This is a genomic window from Paracoccus sp. SSJ (assembly GCF_030234105.1).
GTDB lineage: Bacteria > Pseudomonadota > Alphaproteobacteria > Rhodobacterales > Rhodobacteraceae > Paracoccus > Paracoccus denitrificans.
Genome location: NZ_JASSPE010000017.1, coordinates 30,980 through 43,089 on the forward strand (window position 1 = coordinate 30,980; position 12,110 = coordinate 43,089).

Sequence of the window (12,110 nt, forward strand, 5' to 3'; positions counted from 1 at the left end):
TCACCGCCCTCCCACGCCCTGCAACTCGCGAATCTCGCTCGCCAGTTGAGAGTTGCCGATGGCCGGAACCTCGGCCAGCACGCGCTGGCACAGATCAACAGCGCGCAGGTAATCGGCCATGATGCTGGTGACGCCGCAGGCGAATTCGCGCGGCATGATTTCTATGGTGTCCATCAGCGCGTCTCCATCAGAGCGGCACATTCGTGGCTCGTGAGGGCGAAGCAGTCGGCGGGACGCTCGGAGGCAATGTCGATGATCTTGCTGATCGCGAGATACCAGACGACCAGCGTCAGGCAGATCATGAAGCCGAACGTCACGGCGAAGGGCCAGTTGATGCGGTCCATCACAGAGCCTCCGAAATGCAGGTGTTGAAGAAGTCCGCCGCAGTGGCAAAGGAGTCGCCGCCGATCAGGCCCTGCGAATAGCCGGCCATGTAGGCAGCCAGCAGCATCTTGCGCTCGTCGGATTGCGGCTTGGTCGGGACGTAGTCGACCGCCCATTCGGCGCCGGTTTCGAAGCTGGACAGCGAGCGCCCATCTTCGACGCCGCGATAGACGACTGCGGCAACGTCGCGGCAAACAGTCTCAAGAGCGGTGTTCGCCGATGCAGGAGCCGCCGACAGGGCGAGGATGATCAGGGCGCGTTTCATTGCACCACCTCACACACCGGACGCTCAGGAAGCGGCGCAAAAAGCGTGACGCTGCCCATGCTGATGAAGTGATGGCGGATCGCGTCGACCACGTCCGGGTTGTCGAGGCACAAGCCTGCGATCAGGCCGGCGGGAACGGGGGATAGCGGGGCTTGCATGGCAGGATGCTTCTCCATCTCGGGGTGGGGCCGGGCTCGTGTGTCGCCGGCTGTGAGATGAAGAATGGGGTAAGTTTACCCCTCTGTCAACAAGAAAAGAGTAAAAATACTCCCACCCCCGATTCGCCCATGCTATACCTACCGTGCCGGGAGACGGCGATTTGAGGGCGAAATCACATGCTAGGCGAATCACCGGGAGACATGCTGATCTTCTGCCATGAGAGCCATCATCACCGCGGTTGCGAGCCTTGTTCTTGCCCCGTTCCTCGCCACCTTGGCGGTGGAAGTCGTAAAGCCATGGTTGCCGCCGGGCATGGCGGTCTTGAAGTGGATGACCGCCATGTATGAGGCGGCGGCGTTCCCTTGGGTCGTGGCTGGGGCGACAGGGCTTCTGGTGGGTTTGTGGCTCGACAAGATATCCGCCGTTTTCGATGGCCGACACCCGATCACCAAGGCCGGCAAAGCGAAGGCTATGGCCGTTGAAGCATCGTTGCTTGGGATCGAGATTGAAAACAGCCTGTCCCCCATGTGGGGGACCCCGGCGCCTGACCCGACAGATTACGTGCGAGCCATTGCCATGTTCGGAAAGATTTCCGCTCTTGGCATCCCAACCCCATCACGAGGCCATGAAGGGCAGAAGCCGGCGGAGGTGATGAGGACATACGCCGCTTTCCTGCGTCAAGTCTCTGTGCCTATGGAGGCGGGAAACTTGGATCTGGCTCGGGCAGTCGCCCGGTCTTTCGTTCGGTAGCCGGCGCCGGGCTGCGGCGCAGCAAAAAGCCCGCCGATTCGGGCGGGCATATGAGTCCGTGCTATCAACCCCGACCTGTGTTACAATGTATCATCCCGGCGGAATTCTCGCCGTGGTGTGATGGAGGACCTGTCATGGTCCGAGAAAGCAAAGCCCCGCAAACCGAGGCCCAGATGCTGCAAACTGCGGTGGATGCCATGGACAACGAGGGCGGTCCCGGTAATGCCACTGAAGTCAGGCGCGACAAGGAAAAGGCGGCGCAAGCGGCTCACGACGCAAAGGTCGATGCCTGGAACAAGGGATACGAAGCCTTGGCCGACTAGCGGAGCGTTCATGGGCAAGTCGGCGGCGGGGGAAACCTCGCCGTTTTCGTTTTCGGCATGAAGAAGCCCCGCCGGAGCGGGGCTGGGGTTAGGCGGCGTGGCTCCGCGATGCCTCGAATGTGAGCCTGCTTCGGATCATGTCAGCGACGGCGGGTAGCGTCCCTCGAAACCTGACCCGCGATTTGACCGCATCCAGCGTCATGGCGTCGAGCAGAGGCACCAAAGCGGAATTGACGAATGAGCTTGTCGCGTAGAGAATCCCCGAGAAGTCCACAGTTGCGCCCTCGCCGCGGTCCAGAACCCTGCGGATTTCGGCATAAAGCACGTCGCCCTGTTCGTTCGTGTCGCAGCTAGATATAAGTTTTTTCACGATAATTACCATACATCGACCTCCACATCCTGCGGATCATGAACCAAGGTGCCTGTTGGCATCACAATGTCGAACAGCGTCCCAGCGTAACCTACGTCTGTTAACAGTGCACTAAAGGGGCTCAAGCGTCCACTTTCATCTGCGTGAACCACCCTACCGCCAGAGTAAGTCGTGATCGTTCCCCCAAGTTCCCTACACACCTTTGACACGAGATAGTCCAGGCCAGCGCCTCGGTTCCGGGGCTGGCTTTGCGTCGAGAAGCCGAGTTGAAAGGCGGTCAATATAGCCATTTCAGGAGCAATGTCCGGTCGTGTCGCTGCTACCGTTGCGGGAATTCCTGCGCCCATATCACTGATCGCTATACGCAATCGCTGGATGTTGGGGAACCACTGTCCGAATATGCTACCGACATCGGTTCCGGCGTGGTCCCTGATATTGTTGAATATTTCCGAGACGCACACCCCAAGCATCCCAAGCGAGCGTTCAGGGTGGTTGGAACATACAGAGACCCACGGGACGAACATGGTGTTGATCCAAGTCGGAACGTCGCTTTGGTGGACCTCCCTCAGCCTTAAAGTCGTCGGGCGCAGACGCGATCCTGCGTGCAGTCTCCTGCCTAGGTGATCCTCAAAGAATCCGATATCATCCATGAAACGAAGAGCCGAGCTTAAGCCGGCAAGTTGACTATAGAATACTCGAACGCCTCGGCTGCTTAGGTATCGCGTCAAATTATGCAGCAAAACAATGCCAGTTGGATCTGCAAAGCTAACTTGACTGAAATCAAAGCAAATTTCCGGCCCGGGGGACTGAATATTGACCCCAGATAGGTGGAGGGCGTCAATCACGGGCCGAACCTTCAGGCCGAACGGCAATGAAACGGTGATCACCTTGCTATCCCCTCACCCTCTCCGCCGCCTCCCTGAACACCTCGGCCACGGCGGGATGCGCCCGCTCGGCCTGGTCCAGCATCGACCGCGCCGCCTCGGCCCGCCCTTCCGGCGTCGTCAGCAGCACCGTTCCCATGTTCACCAGCGTCTCCAGCAGCGCGGCGCGCAGGGCTTGCTCGGCATCCTCCTGGTCGCGGTCGGTGGGCATGTCTATCCCCTTGTTGACAAAGGTTAATCGCCTTCCCCGCGTAACCCGTCTTTTCGGACAATTGACCCGCTGGCGGATTCTTGCCTAACATCAAGTTTACGGTTTGTTCTAATGAGTAGAGGGAGGTAGCGATGGACGACTGGCTAGAGGGGGTGTTTTCGCATCTGAGCCCGGAGGATAGGGCAGAGGTCATTCGTTTTGCTGAAAGCCTTCGTCAGTCTGGCGCAGAGCTTCTGCAAACGCCTGAACGCGAGCACGACTTTCCGGCCGAAGATCCTGCATGACGCTTTTGATCTTAGCCACATCATCCGTCACGGACATGTCTTTGCCCGATCTGGGCGCTACTCTGCCGGCATAGAAGTCGGTCAGCGATGCCTCGAAGTAGTCCGCTATCTTCGTTGCAGCCTCAGCGTTTGGGCGCTCGGACTTCCCCTGATTCATATTCTTCAAGATGTGGTAGGAGACGCCAGTAGCCGTCGCGACCGAACGCAACGACTTGATGCCATTCACGGCCATGGCGTGCTTAAGCGCATCTCTAAAGGTCATATCCATGGGGCAAATATACCCCTCTCGGATGGCTTGTCCCATGGCGTAAATATGCGCTTGCCTTATGGGGTAATTATACCCCATAATGTGCGGCATGGAACAACTCATCTCAGACATTGAAGCCTACTGCGCGCGCGAGGGGGTTAGCCCCCAGAAGCTTCTCCGGGATGCCATCAATGCTCAATGGGGCCAGTGGCAGAAGTGGAAGGATGGCGAGGCCAGCCCGACGATGAAGGTCGCTGACCGCATCCGAGAATACATGAAGCAAAACAGTTCGGTGCATGCAATTGCACGTGGGGATTCCACCCCATCCCGTCAACCCCGCCAGCCGAAGCGAAAGGCTGGTGCGGCATGATGCGCGCACCCCAAAGCTACAAGCTCACGGTTTCCGGCCTGATCGCGGGCTTAGGCGTCGAGGATATCGCCAAGCAGCATGGCTTGGACGTCAGCATGGTCCGCCGTCACGTCGAGGCCATGCGCCGCAACGGCGTCCTCGCAACCATCATCCGGCAGGCGAGGGCAGCATGACATGGCCCACACGCCTATCGCGTATCGCTGCGATTATCCCGGCTGCAATACGTGGAAAACCCGTTGCTGGGACGCCCCCTACGGGCATGAAAAACCCCCGCGCCCCCTCATGTCCTGCCCAGAGCACGAGGAATGGGCCAGGGCTCGTTGGGAAAGCAAGTTCCACGCCGGACCTGACCGCAAGAGCCGTCCGGGTCTGCAATCGCGATCCGGCGCTGATCGAACGCTATCTGCGCGTGCATCAGATCCTCGCCAACAAACCCTCATCTGAACCGGAGAACGGGAAATGACCGTCAGCGTCACGGAAAACGAACTGCGCCAGATCGTTGAGCGCATCGAGCATCTGGAAGCCGAGAGGCGCGATATCGCGGACCAGATCAAGGAAGTCTACGCCGAGGCAAAGGGCAGGGGCTACGACGCCACCGCATTGCGTCAGATCGTCGCCTTGCGCCGCAAGGACAAGGACGAACTGGCCGAGCAAGAGGCGGTGCTGGAGATCTACAAGTCCGCGCTCGGAATGGGTTGACCATGGGCGCGGCGTCTAGAACCAAGGGAGCCGCATTTGAGCGAGAGATAGCCGGCGTCCTCTTTGACGAACTCGGCATCCGGTTCGAGCGCGACCTTGAGCAATACCGGCAGGGCCAGCGTGGGGACCTGATCCCCGACGATCCGGCATTTCCGTTCGTAATCGAGTGCAAGCGCCGCAAGGCCGGTATCGGTTGCGATCAGGCGTGGCAAAAGCAGGCCGCACAGGCCGCGCTGGCAGCCGGGAAAATCCCCGCAGTCGTGTTCCGCTTCGACCGTCAGCAAGCGCGCGTCAGCGTCCCGATGCGGGCCTTTTGCGAGGCTTGGCCGGTGGACGTCTGGGCCGAATGCACCATCGCCGGCTTCTGCTTCATCGCCCGTGAGGTGATGGCCGAGCGCGCCGGAGCCTGGGCGCCGAATGATTACCGCGACCAGCGCGACCGCATCGTCGGCAAGGAGGCCGAGGCATGAGCATAAAAGTCATGGAGCCGCATGAACTGACGCCGTGCGTTCATTGCGGCGAAGCCCTGTGCTTCGAAAAGGGCTATGGCCCAGAGTTCGGGTTGTGCAGTCAGTGCGCAGAGACGGTAGCCAACCTGTATTGGCTGGCCCATGCCGGTGAGCCGCTAACGTGGCCCGGCGGTGACCGTCCCGCCGGGCCCGTGAAGGTTCCTGCCAAGGTGAAGTGGTTCATACTTCGCCGTGACGGCTTCAAATGCCAAGCCTGCGGGGCAGAAGATAGGCCCCTGCATGTCGATCATGTTGTGGCCCGCGCTAATGGCGGCACCAACCATGAAAGCAACCTTCAAGCGCTTTGCGATAAGTGCAATCTAAGGAAGGGTGCGAAGTGAGCAACAAGGTCTCCGTACTCGTTTACAGCCGCAAGATTGGGTCCCCGGTCCGCAAGGCTGTTCTTGTCTATTTTGCGGAGCGCGCAAGTGACAACGGCGAGGGAGTTTGGGCGGCAAAATCCACCATTGCGGACGCGATTGAATGTGGCCGCTCGACGGTCATCCGCACCATCAATGATTTCGTGTCGGAAGGCATTCTCTCTGTGGTCGGAACCCGGAAGCACAAAAACGGCGAGACAGTCGAATACGCGATGAACCTGCGGGCTATCGCCGCGCTTCCGTCCGTCAAATCTGATGCGAACACGACTGAAGAACAACCCGTCCCGGAGCGGGACCCGTCCCGGAGCGGGACCCCACCCGTCCCGGAGCGGGACCCCTACCCGTCCCGGAGCGGGACACAAACCACCAATAGAACCACCATTGAACCGTCAGAGTATATTCCTGCGCGCGATCCGGCATCCATCCTCTGCGATGTCGCATCGCCTCGGGCTGTCAAAAGCTTCCTCGGGTATCGGCGAAAGATCCGAAAGCCGGTTTCCGAGATTGCGGCAGAGCGCCTCGCAAAAATCCTGAACCAAATCGCCAGCCAAGGCGGAAGCCCAGACGACGCTCTAGGCCTAGCCGAAGAGAAGGGTTGGCAGTCCATCAAAGCCGAGTGGTATTTCAAGGAAATCTGCAATGAGCAATCTTCCATCTTCTCCACAGCAAATCGCCCAATGGCTCGCGGCTCGCAGCACGGCGGAGGTAAACCGCTCGGTGGCCTCGTCGGTGCTTTCGTGCGGAGTGAAGCTGCAAGAGGACATTGACTGGCGCGGCAGCTACGAACGGGCGGACGGAAGCATTGTCCCGGCTCAGGTGGTTCGTCGCGGCTGGAAAGCGTCAGCCCTGTCCGCCGAGCAGATCGAGGAAGCGCAGCGCAAGGTTGCGGCTTCGATGACGCCCCCGGAGGGCCGCCAGATTGGCCTGTGGATCGCGGAGCTTTCGGTTATCACCGCCCGACGCGAGGATGCGCCGGAGATCGAAGAGCTTCGTATGCAGGCCTACAGCCAGCGCCTCGCCGGGTATCCGGCTGACGTGGTGCGGGAGGCGCTGCTGGTTCGGGGCTGGAAGTTCTTTCCGGCATGGGCCGAGTTGCAGGAGGTCTGCGACCGCCTCGTTGCGGGGCGCCGTCAAATCAAGGACGCACTGGACCGTGCCGCCGCCGCGCAAGCTGAACGTGAACTGCGCGCCCGGGCGTTGCCCACCGAGGGAACGGTTACGCTCACCCACGAAGAATCCGAGGCGAGACGCAAGCGCCGCGCCACGGTTCTGGGCGACATGATTGCTGAGATGAAGGCAAAGGCCGAAGCCGAACGTGTAAAGCTGGACGAGGACGCAATCCGCGCTGCCGAAAACTTCGCCGCCTATCGTCCGAGGGCTGCGGAATGACCCCGGCGCAGATCGAAGAAGCCCGTGCCATCGCCGCCCAGCCGGGCCGTGCTGCAGTCCTTCGCGCCATCCGCGACGTGTCTGCGCAATCCGGCGTCCCGGTCGGTGCCATCATGGGCCATGACCGCCGCCCCCGCATCGTCGCAGCCCGCCATCTGGCGATGCGCGTCGCCCACGATGCCGGCGTGTCGTTTGCCGAGATTGGCCGCGTCATGGGCCGTGACCACACCAGCGTTATCCATGCCGTTCGGAAGGGCCAGCCATGACCCCAGACTATCACCACATGTTCACGCTCTGGCGCAACGTCCTGCGCACCGTGCTGTGCGACTACCGCAAGGAATGGCTTCGCGCCGGAACCCGCCGTGATGCCGTCCTGGCCGACATGCGCCGATATTTCGCCAGCGCCGACGGACGCGAGGTCTGCGCCCTGGCGTTGCTGACCGTCACCGCCGACGACATGGCACGTATGGTTGCGCAGGTCACGGCTCCAGCGGACACGTCGGCGCTGGACAACAAATGGGCGCGCAGCCGTCACGTCTCCGCCCCCATCCGCATAGAGGTGCAGGGATGCTGACCGCCCCGTCCCACCTGCGCGGCAGGATGACGCGCTACACCCCGCAGGAGATCCGCGACGAGCGCATCGCATGGGCGCTGGCCCGCTCGGCTGAAGGCTGGACCACGCCCAAGATCGCCGCCGCCCTCGGCATCAACAGCGAGGTCATCCGCGAGAAGATGCGCGCCCACGGCTGGCGCTGGTGGGATCAGCCCCGCCGCATCGAGCGCAGATACCGCAAGCGTCCGGGAGGTGAGCAATGACCGTCCATCTTGATCGCCACCGCTCCACGGTCGGCCAGCGGCGGAAGGAGATCGAGGCAACCGCTCGCGATGCTCTGCGTATGAGCGCCCGGTGCCGCACGGATGCCGAGCGTCTGGCGCTGTTCACCGCGCTCATGGGCAAGGTGGCGGATTATTTCCCCGAGGATGCCCCGCAGATGGGATGTGCGGGGGTCAGGAGCGGCAATGGCTGATTTTCCGACCCACGACAGCCCGGAGCGCAGGAAGCCTCTCACGGGCCGCCAGAAGGCCGCACAGCGCGAGACGGCCCGCAAGGCGAGGCAGGCGGAGCGCCGACACAACCACGAGCAAGAGCGGATGATGGCGAGGCAGATCAATGAGGGGAGACGGCAGGATGGCGAGTAAAGCATCCAAGCGCCGGGCCGGTCGCAAGCGCAACGTGCCCGTGACCATGCCGGCATCGAATTGGGATCACGGCGCAGAGGGTCAGGCAAACCGCATCGGTCTGGTGGTTGAGCAGCGCGGAGAGATCGACCCAAAGACAGGCAAGATGCAGAACCCCAACGGCGTGACTGGCGTTCGGCGGGTGGATCTGCTGGAGTTTTGGCATCGGCGCGGGACTATCTCGACCGAGGGTTTCAACGCGGCAGAGGCGTTGCGCAATGCGTTCGAGGCGACGATGCGCGGCAAGGCGGCGCTGCCAGACAATGACCGCGTGCAGTCCAGCCCTAAGCCTGACCATGCCGTGGGCATCCAGATCGACCGCATCAGCAGGTTTCAGGCGCTCATGCGGCATGTTCATCCGGGAGACCGGGAGATCGTAACGGCATGCGTTCTGGACGGTCGGCACCCATCATCCGTCTATGGCGCGCTCAGGGTGCGGGAGGGGTTTGAACACCTGCGTAACGCTCTGGACGGTCTGGCCGATTCGTTTGCCTCACGACGCAGGATTGGGCTTGTCAAGCGCGAGAATCCCGGATAAATTCATTCTCGCGGGCGACTGATGGCTAAGCCACTGGTCGCCCTTTTCGATTCCGCTCTTTGGTGGCGTTCTGACATCAGGCTGGGCTTGCTTTGCTCTCCTCTGGACTTGCTTGCTCCCCGGCACTTCTCGGAACGCCTCCTGAGCGCGGTTCCGGCCGGATTAAATCGGGCGCAGGGTTATGCGTCAGCCGCGTTCACATTAACAAGACCTGCCACGCCTCGGGCGGTAGCCTCGGTTTCGCACTGCGCACCCCGGCGGGTTACTATGTCTCCGGCTCTGCGCGGGTTGATCGCCGCAAGCATCCGGTCTCAAGTCCGCGTCAACCGGCGTGGCCGGTGGGATGGCCTCCACCGTCAGATATCCTGCCGATCTAGCTCATCAGGAAGAGCAGGCCCCTTGTAAGGGCAAGGCGCGGGGTTCGAGCCCTCGGATCGGCACCAGTTTGCGGGCATGTGCGTGGCGCACCGCAGGCCTTCCAAGCCTTGCTGCATGGGTTCGATCCCCGTTGTCCGCTCCATCCCCCTGCCATCCACCTGCGCACCACGGTTCGCAGACAGCCCCGCCCGGCGTTGACTCGAATCCTGTTTCAGCCAATATGGCAGGAAAGCATTAAAGGGCAGACAGGATGACTGGCACTGAGTTCAAGGTCTCTGTGATCTTCGAGCAGCGCGAGGACGGCGGCTTGCGCGTTTACAGCGATGACGTTCCGGGCTTGATCCTGTCCAGCGCGAATATTGACGGCCTGCTTGATGACGTCCCGGCGGTTTTGTCCGCTTGCCTGTCGCATACGCTGGGTAAGCAGATCACCGTAGCGCCGTTGCTTGAACTGAAAGACATTCTTTCGGCAGAGGCCGACGCCGAGAAGGACCGCGCATCGCCGGGGACGAAAGAGTTTTTGGCCCACATCCACTAGATGATTCCCAAGACCCTTCGCCGCGACCAATGGGAAAAGAAGCTGCGGGCCTTGGGCTTGAAGCCTCACGAAGGGCTGGGGCAGATCAACACCGCCGAGTTCTGGTCTGACGGCACAGGTTATCCTATCTCGATACCGGTGGACGAGAATGGAGAGGTGGACTTCTGGGCCTTCCAGCGCCTCTGCAAGGTCTTGGGCGACAAGATCTGGGAGAACTGGACCGGCGACGACTGCTAATCCGCTACGCTCGTAGGCGAGCACGTTCACCGCCCCGCCCGAGAGATCGGCGCGGGGTTTCCCATTTACGAGGCCCCCATGCTCATCCTTCTCGCCCTCATCCTCGCCGCTTCCCTCATCGCCATGCAGGCGGCGGGACTGTGGGTGGACCGGAGGTAGCGAGCAACACCGCAGGCTAACGCATCCGCTCAGACCGGAGTGCCCACAATGGCGCAACCATTCCCATGGACGCCGGAGATTGAGGACGAAATCTTCAAGCGCATCGCAAATGGCGAGGCGATCCGGCAAATATGCTCAACCGACCGCGACGAGTGGCTTCCTTCGTGGGAGACGTTCCGCAAGCGATTGGCGAACGACCCCGATTTTGCTGCACAATACGCGCACGCGAGAGAGGCGCAGGCCGACAATGAGTTTGACGAAATCCGGTCGATTGCTGACACAGCTACCCCGGAGGATGTGGCGGTTGCGCGACTCAGGATCGATGCCCGCAAGTGGCGCGCTGGCAAGCTGCGGCCCAAGGTATACGGCGACAAGCTTGACCTGACGCACGCAAATCCTGACGGCTCGGCCATTACGTTTCAGACGGTATTCGAACCGAAGCCGGAATGATCCATCAATTTCGCGTCCGGTGGTATCAGCAACCGTTCTACCGGGCTCTGACTGAGGGGGAAATCAAGCGCGCCATCGCGATATGGCACAGGCGGGCGGGCAAGGATGAGGTTGTCCTGAACGCCACGCGCGAGAACCTGTTCAAGCGACCCGGAACCTACTGGCATTGCTTCCCCGAGTATAAGCAGGCCCGCAAGGCGATCTGGAACGGGATCAATGCCCACACAGGCAAGCGCAGGATATTCGAGTCGTTCCCGCAGCAGATAATTCGACGCATGAACGACGACGACATGTTCATCGAGTTCGTGAACGGGTCGACGTGGCAACTACTCGGATCTGACCGATACGACAGCCATGTCGGCGCGGGCGCGGTGGGTATCGCCTACTCGGAATGGGCGCTCTGCAACCCCGCCGCTTGGGCCTATCACTCGCCGATGGTTCGGGAAACCAACGGTTATGCTGCGTTCATTACAACGCCGCGCGGACGAAACCACGCCAAGAAGATGGTGGACGATTTCCGGCATGACCCGAAATGGTTTACCGAGATTCTGAGCATTGAGGATACAGGCGCGCTATCGCCCGATCAGTTGGACGAGGCGCTTGGGGAGTATATCAGCACCCACGGCGAGGATCTTGGCCGGGCGCTGTTCGAACAGGAATACCTGTGCAGCTTTGATATCGCCATCATGGGGGCATATTTCGCGCATGAGATGCGCGCGGTTCGTCGCGAAGGCCGTATAGACCCCACGCTTGAGCCTGCCGAAGCCCCCGTTCATCGCGCATGGGATCTGGGTGTCCGGGACGATACAAGCATCTGGTGGTTCCAGGTCGTTGGCGGTCAGGTGTTCATCCTGGACTGCTACAGCCAGTCAGGTGCGGGCGTCGACCACTACGCCGAGGTGATCGAGCAACGCGCGCAGGAGCATGGCTGGCTGAACGGGATAGATTTTGTCCCGCACGACGCCAAGGTCAGGGAATGGGGCACGGGCCGCACTAGGGTCGAGACGATGCAATCGCTGGGGCTAAACCCGCAGGTGGTGCCGATGGCGACCTTCATGGACGGCATCAACGCCGCCCGCAAGACACTGCCCAGATGCGTGTTTCATCCGCGCTGCGAGGATCTGGGCATTGCTGCGCTGGAACAATACCGGCGCGAATGGGATGACGAGAAAAAGACGTTCAAGGCGACGGACGTGCATGATTGGGCCAGTCATCCGGCTGCGGCGTTCCGGTATCTGTCCCTGTCGTGGCAGACGATCCGGCCTGAACCGGTGAAGCCCCGAGAAGTCCAAGGCTGGCAGGTGCCGCCGATCCGACAGACGCCGACCGGCAGAATAAAGGTCTAGC

27 protein-coding genes and 2 tRNA genes are annotated in these 12,110 nt (G+C 61.3%); 21 read left to right on the top strand and 8 right to left on the bottom strand.

What is annotated here, in order from left to right:
- The 4 genes from QPR87_RS17220 to QPR87_RS17235 are packed head-to-tail and all read right to left on the bottom strand — an operon-like array spanning position 1 to position 807.
- Positions 1-174, bottom strand: coding sequence for a hypothetical protein (locus QPR87_RS17220; RefSeq protein WP_285050572.1), 174 nt, complete (start codon positions 172-174; stop codon positions 1-3).
- Positions 174-344 carry a hypothetical protein gene (locus tag QPR87_RS17225; RefSeq protein ID WP_285050573.1) on the bottom strand — a complete coding sequence of 57 codons (171 nt, stop codon included), beginning with the start codon at positions 342-344 and terminating at the stop codon, positions 174-176. Before QPR87_RS17225 ends, QPR87_RS17220 begins: the two co-directional genes overlap by 1 nt.
- Positions 344-649 carry a hypothetical protein gene (locus tag QPR87_RS17230; RefSeq protein ID WP_285050574.1) on the bottom strand — a complete coding sequence of 102 codons (306 nt, stop codon included), beginning with the start codon at positions 647-649 and terminating at the stop codon, positions 344-346. Before QPR87_RS17230 ends, QPR87_RS17225 begins: the two co-directional genes overlap by 1 nt.
- Positions 646-807 (bottom strand): hypothetical protein, encoded by a 162-nt coding sequence (locus QPR87_RS17235; RefSeq protein WP_285050575.1) that lies wholly within the window; start codon positions 805-807, stop codon positions 646-648. Before QPR87_RS17235 ends, QPR87_RS17230 begins: the two co-directional genes overlap by 4 nt.
- A gap of 217 nt (positions 808-1,024) precedes the next feature.
- On the opposite strand from QPR87_RS17235, the gene QPR87_RS17240 reads away from it, so the two are divergent.
- Together QPR87_RS17240 and QPR87_RS17245 are read left to right on the top strand one after the other, a co-directional pair.
- Positions 1,025-1,558, top strand: a complete 534-nt coding sequence (locus QPR87_RS17240) for a hypothetical protein (RefSeq protein ID WP_285050576.1) — start codon at positions 1,025-1,027, stop codon at positions 1,556-1,558.
- Between the two features lie 134 nt (positions 1,559-1,692).
- Entirely contained in the window at positions 1,693-1,881 is a 189-nt protein-coding gene (locus QPR87_RS17245; RefSeq protein ID WP_285050577.1) for a hypothetical protein, read from the top strand.
- An 88-nt stretch (positions 1,882-1,969) separates the two neighbouring features.
- Here the strand turns inward: QPR87_RS17245 and QPR87_RS17250 are convergent, their stop codons facing one another.
- The 4 genes from QPR87_RS17250 to QPR87_RS17265 all read right to left on the bottom strand — a co-directional run bounded on the left by QPR87_RS17250 (position 1,970) and on the right by QPR87_RS17265 (position 3,898).
- Entirely contained in the window at positions 1,970-2,263 is a 294-nt protein-coding gene (locus QPR87_RS17250; RefSeq protein ID WP_285050578.1) for an STAS-like domain-containing protein, read from the bottom strand.
- Positions 2,257-3,138, bottom strand: coding sequence for an ATP-binding protein (locus tag QPR87_RS17255; RefSeq protein ID WP_285050579.1), 882 nt, complete (start codon positions 3,136-3,138; stop codon positions 2,257-2,259). Before QPR87_RS17255 ends, QPR87_RS17250 begins: the two co-directional genes overlap by 7 nt.
- A 4-nt stretch (positions 3,139-3,142) precedes the next feature.
- Positions 3,143-3,346, bottom strand: coding sequence for a hypothetical protein (locus QPR87_RS17260; RefSeq protein ID WP_285050580.1), 204 nt, complete (start codon positions 3,344-3,346; stop codon positions 3,143-3,145).
- A 189-nt stretch (positions 3,347-3,535) separates the two neighbouring features.
- The gene (locus QPR87_RS17265) at positions 3,536-3,898 is read right to left on the bottom strand and encodes a helix-turn-helix domain-containing protein (RefSeq protein ID WP_285050581.1); all 363 of its coding nucleotides are present in this window, start codon (positions 3,896-3,898) and stop codon (positions 3,536-3,538) included.
- Between the two features lie 88 nt (positions 3,899-3,986).
- Here QPR87_RS17265 and QPR87_RS17270 point away from each other — a divergent pair, with 88 nt between their 5' ends.
- The 19 genes from QPR87_RS17270 to QPR87_RS17360 all read left to right on the top strand — a co-directional run bounded on the left by QPR87_RS17270 (position 3,987) and on the right by QPR87_RS17360 (position 12,109).
- Entirely contained in the window at positions 3,987-4,247 is a 261-nt protein-coding gene (locus QPR87_RS17270; RefSeq protein ID WP_285050582.1) for a hypothetical protein, read from the top strand.
- A complete protein-coding gene (locus QPR87_RS17275) occupies positions 4,244-4,420 on the top strand; it encodes a hypothetical protein (RefSeq protein WP_285050583.1) in 177 nt (58 codons plus the stop codon). Before QPR87_RS17270 ends, QPR87_RS17275 begins: the two co-directional genes overlap by 4 nt.
- 286 nt (positions 4,421-4,706) lie before the next feature.
- On the top strand, positions 4,707-4,946 hold the full coding sequence (locus tag QPR87_RS17280; RefSeq protein WP_285050584.1) for a DUF2312 domain-containing protein: 240 nt from the start codon (positions 4,707-4,709) through the stop codon (positions 4,944-4,946).
- A gap of 2 nt (positions 4,947-4,948) precedes the next feature.
- Positions 4,949-5,416 (top strand): putative PDDEXK endonuclease, encoded by a 468-nt coding sequence (locus tag QPR87_RS17285; RefSeq protein ID WP_285050585.1) that lies wholly within the window; start codon positions 4,949-4,951, stop codon positions 5,414-5,416.
- Positions 5,413-5,796 (top strand): HNH endonuclease, encoded by a 384-nt coding sequence (locus tag QPR87_RS17290; protein ID WP_285050586.1) that lies wholly within the window; start codon positions 5,413-5,415, stop codon positions 5,794-5,796. Before QPR87_RS17285 ends, QPR87_RS17290 begins: the two co-directional genes overlap by 4 nt.
- A complete protein-coding gene (locus tag QPR87_RS17295) occupies positions 5,793-6,602 on the top strand; it encodes a phage replication initiator YdaU family protein (protein ID WP_285050587.1) in 810 nt (269 codons plus the stop codon). The genes QPR87_RS17290 and QPR87_RS17295 overlap by 4 nt, the downstream gene beginning before the upstream one ends.
- Entirely contained in the window at positions 6,580-7,224 is a 645-nt protein-coding gene (locus tag QPR87_RS17300; protein WP_155987338.1) for a hypothetical protein, read from the top strand. Before QPR87_RS17295 ends, QPR87_RS17300 begins: the two co-directional genes overlap by 23 nt.
- Positions 7,221-7,490: a helix-turn-helix domain-containing protein gene (locus tag QPR87_RS17305; RefSeq protein ID WP_285050588.1), complete on the top strand. Its 270-nt coding sequence runs from the start codon at positions 7,221-7,223 to the stop codon at positions 7,488-7,490. Before QPR87_RS17300 ends, QPR87_RS17305 begins: the two co-directional genes overlap by 4 nt.
- On the top strand, positions 7,487-7,798 hold the full coding sequence (locus QPR87_RS17310) for a hypothetical protein (RefSeq protein WP_285050589.1): 312 nt from the start codon (positions 7,487-7,489) through the stop codon (positions 7,796-7,798). Before QPR87_RS17305 ends, QPR87_RS17310 begins: the two co-directional genes overlap by 4 nt.
- Positions 7,792-8,040, top strand: a complete 249-nt coding sequence (locus tag QPR87_RS17315) for a hypothetical protein (RefSeq protein WP_285050590.1) — start codon at positions 7,792-7,794, stop codon at positions 8,038-8,040. Before QPR87_RS17310 ends, QPR87_RS17315 begins: the two co-directional genes overlap by 7 nt.
- Positions 8,037-8,252: a hypothetical protein gene (locus tag QPR87_RS17320; protein ID WP_285050591.1), complete on the top strand. Its 216-nt coding sequence runs from the start codon at positions 8,037-8,039 to the stop codon at positions 8,250-8,252. The genes QPR87_RS17315 and QPR87_RS17320 overlap by 4 nt, the downstream gene beginning before the upstream one ends.
- On the top strand, positions 8,245-8,424 hold the full coding sequence (locus tag QPR87_RS17325) for a hypothetical protein (protein WP_285050592.1): 180 nt from the start codon (positions 8,245-8,247) through the stop codon (positions 8,422-8,424). Before QPR87_RS17320 ends, QPR87_RS17325 begins: the two co-directional genes overlap by 8 nt.
- Positions 8,414-9,001, top strand: a complete 588-nt coding sequence (locus tag QPR87_RS17330; protein ID WP_028711056.1) for a hypothetical protein — start codon at positions 8,414-8,416, stop codon at positions 8,999-9,001. Before QPR87_RS17325 ends, QPR87_RS17330 begins: the two co-directional genes overlap by 11 nt.
- Before the next feature lie 367 nt (positions 9,002-9,368).
- Positions 9,369-9,444 (top strand) — tRNA-Thr (locus tag QPR87_RS17335).
- A gap of 4 nt (positions 9,445-9,448) precedes the next feature.
- Positions 9,449-9,521 (top strand) — tRNA-Gly (locus QPR87_RS17340).
- Positions 9,522-9,629: 108 nt separating this feature from the next.
- On the top strand, positions 9,630-9,917 hold the full coding sequence (locus QPR87_RS17345) for a hypothetical protein (protein ID WP_285050593.1): 288 nt from the start codon (positions 9,630-9,632) through the stop codon (positions 9,915-9,917).
- Entirely contained in the window at positions 9,918-10,154 is a 237-nt protein-coding gene (locus tag QPR87_RS17350; RefSeq protein ID WP_285050594.1) for a hypothetical protein, read from the top strand.
- A 207-nt stretch (positions 10,155-10,361) separates the two neighbouring features.
- Positions 10,362-10,763, top strand: a complete 402-nt coding sequence (locus QPR87_RS17355) for a terminase small subunit-like protein (protein WP_285050595.1) — start codon at positions 10,362-10,364, stop codon at positions 10,761-10,763.
- Complete coding sequence (locus tag QPR87_RS17360; RefSeq protein ID WP_285050596.1) at positions 10,760-12,109, top strand: hypothetical protein; 1,350 nt, start codon at positions 10,760-10,762, stop codon at positions 12,107-12,109. Before QPR87_RS17355 ends, QPR87_RS17360 begins: the two co-directional genes overlap by 4 nt.
- Position 12,110 lies beyond the last annotated feature (1 nt).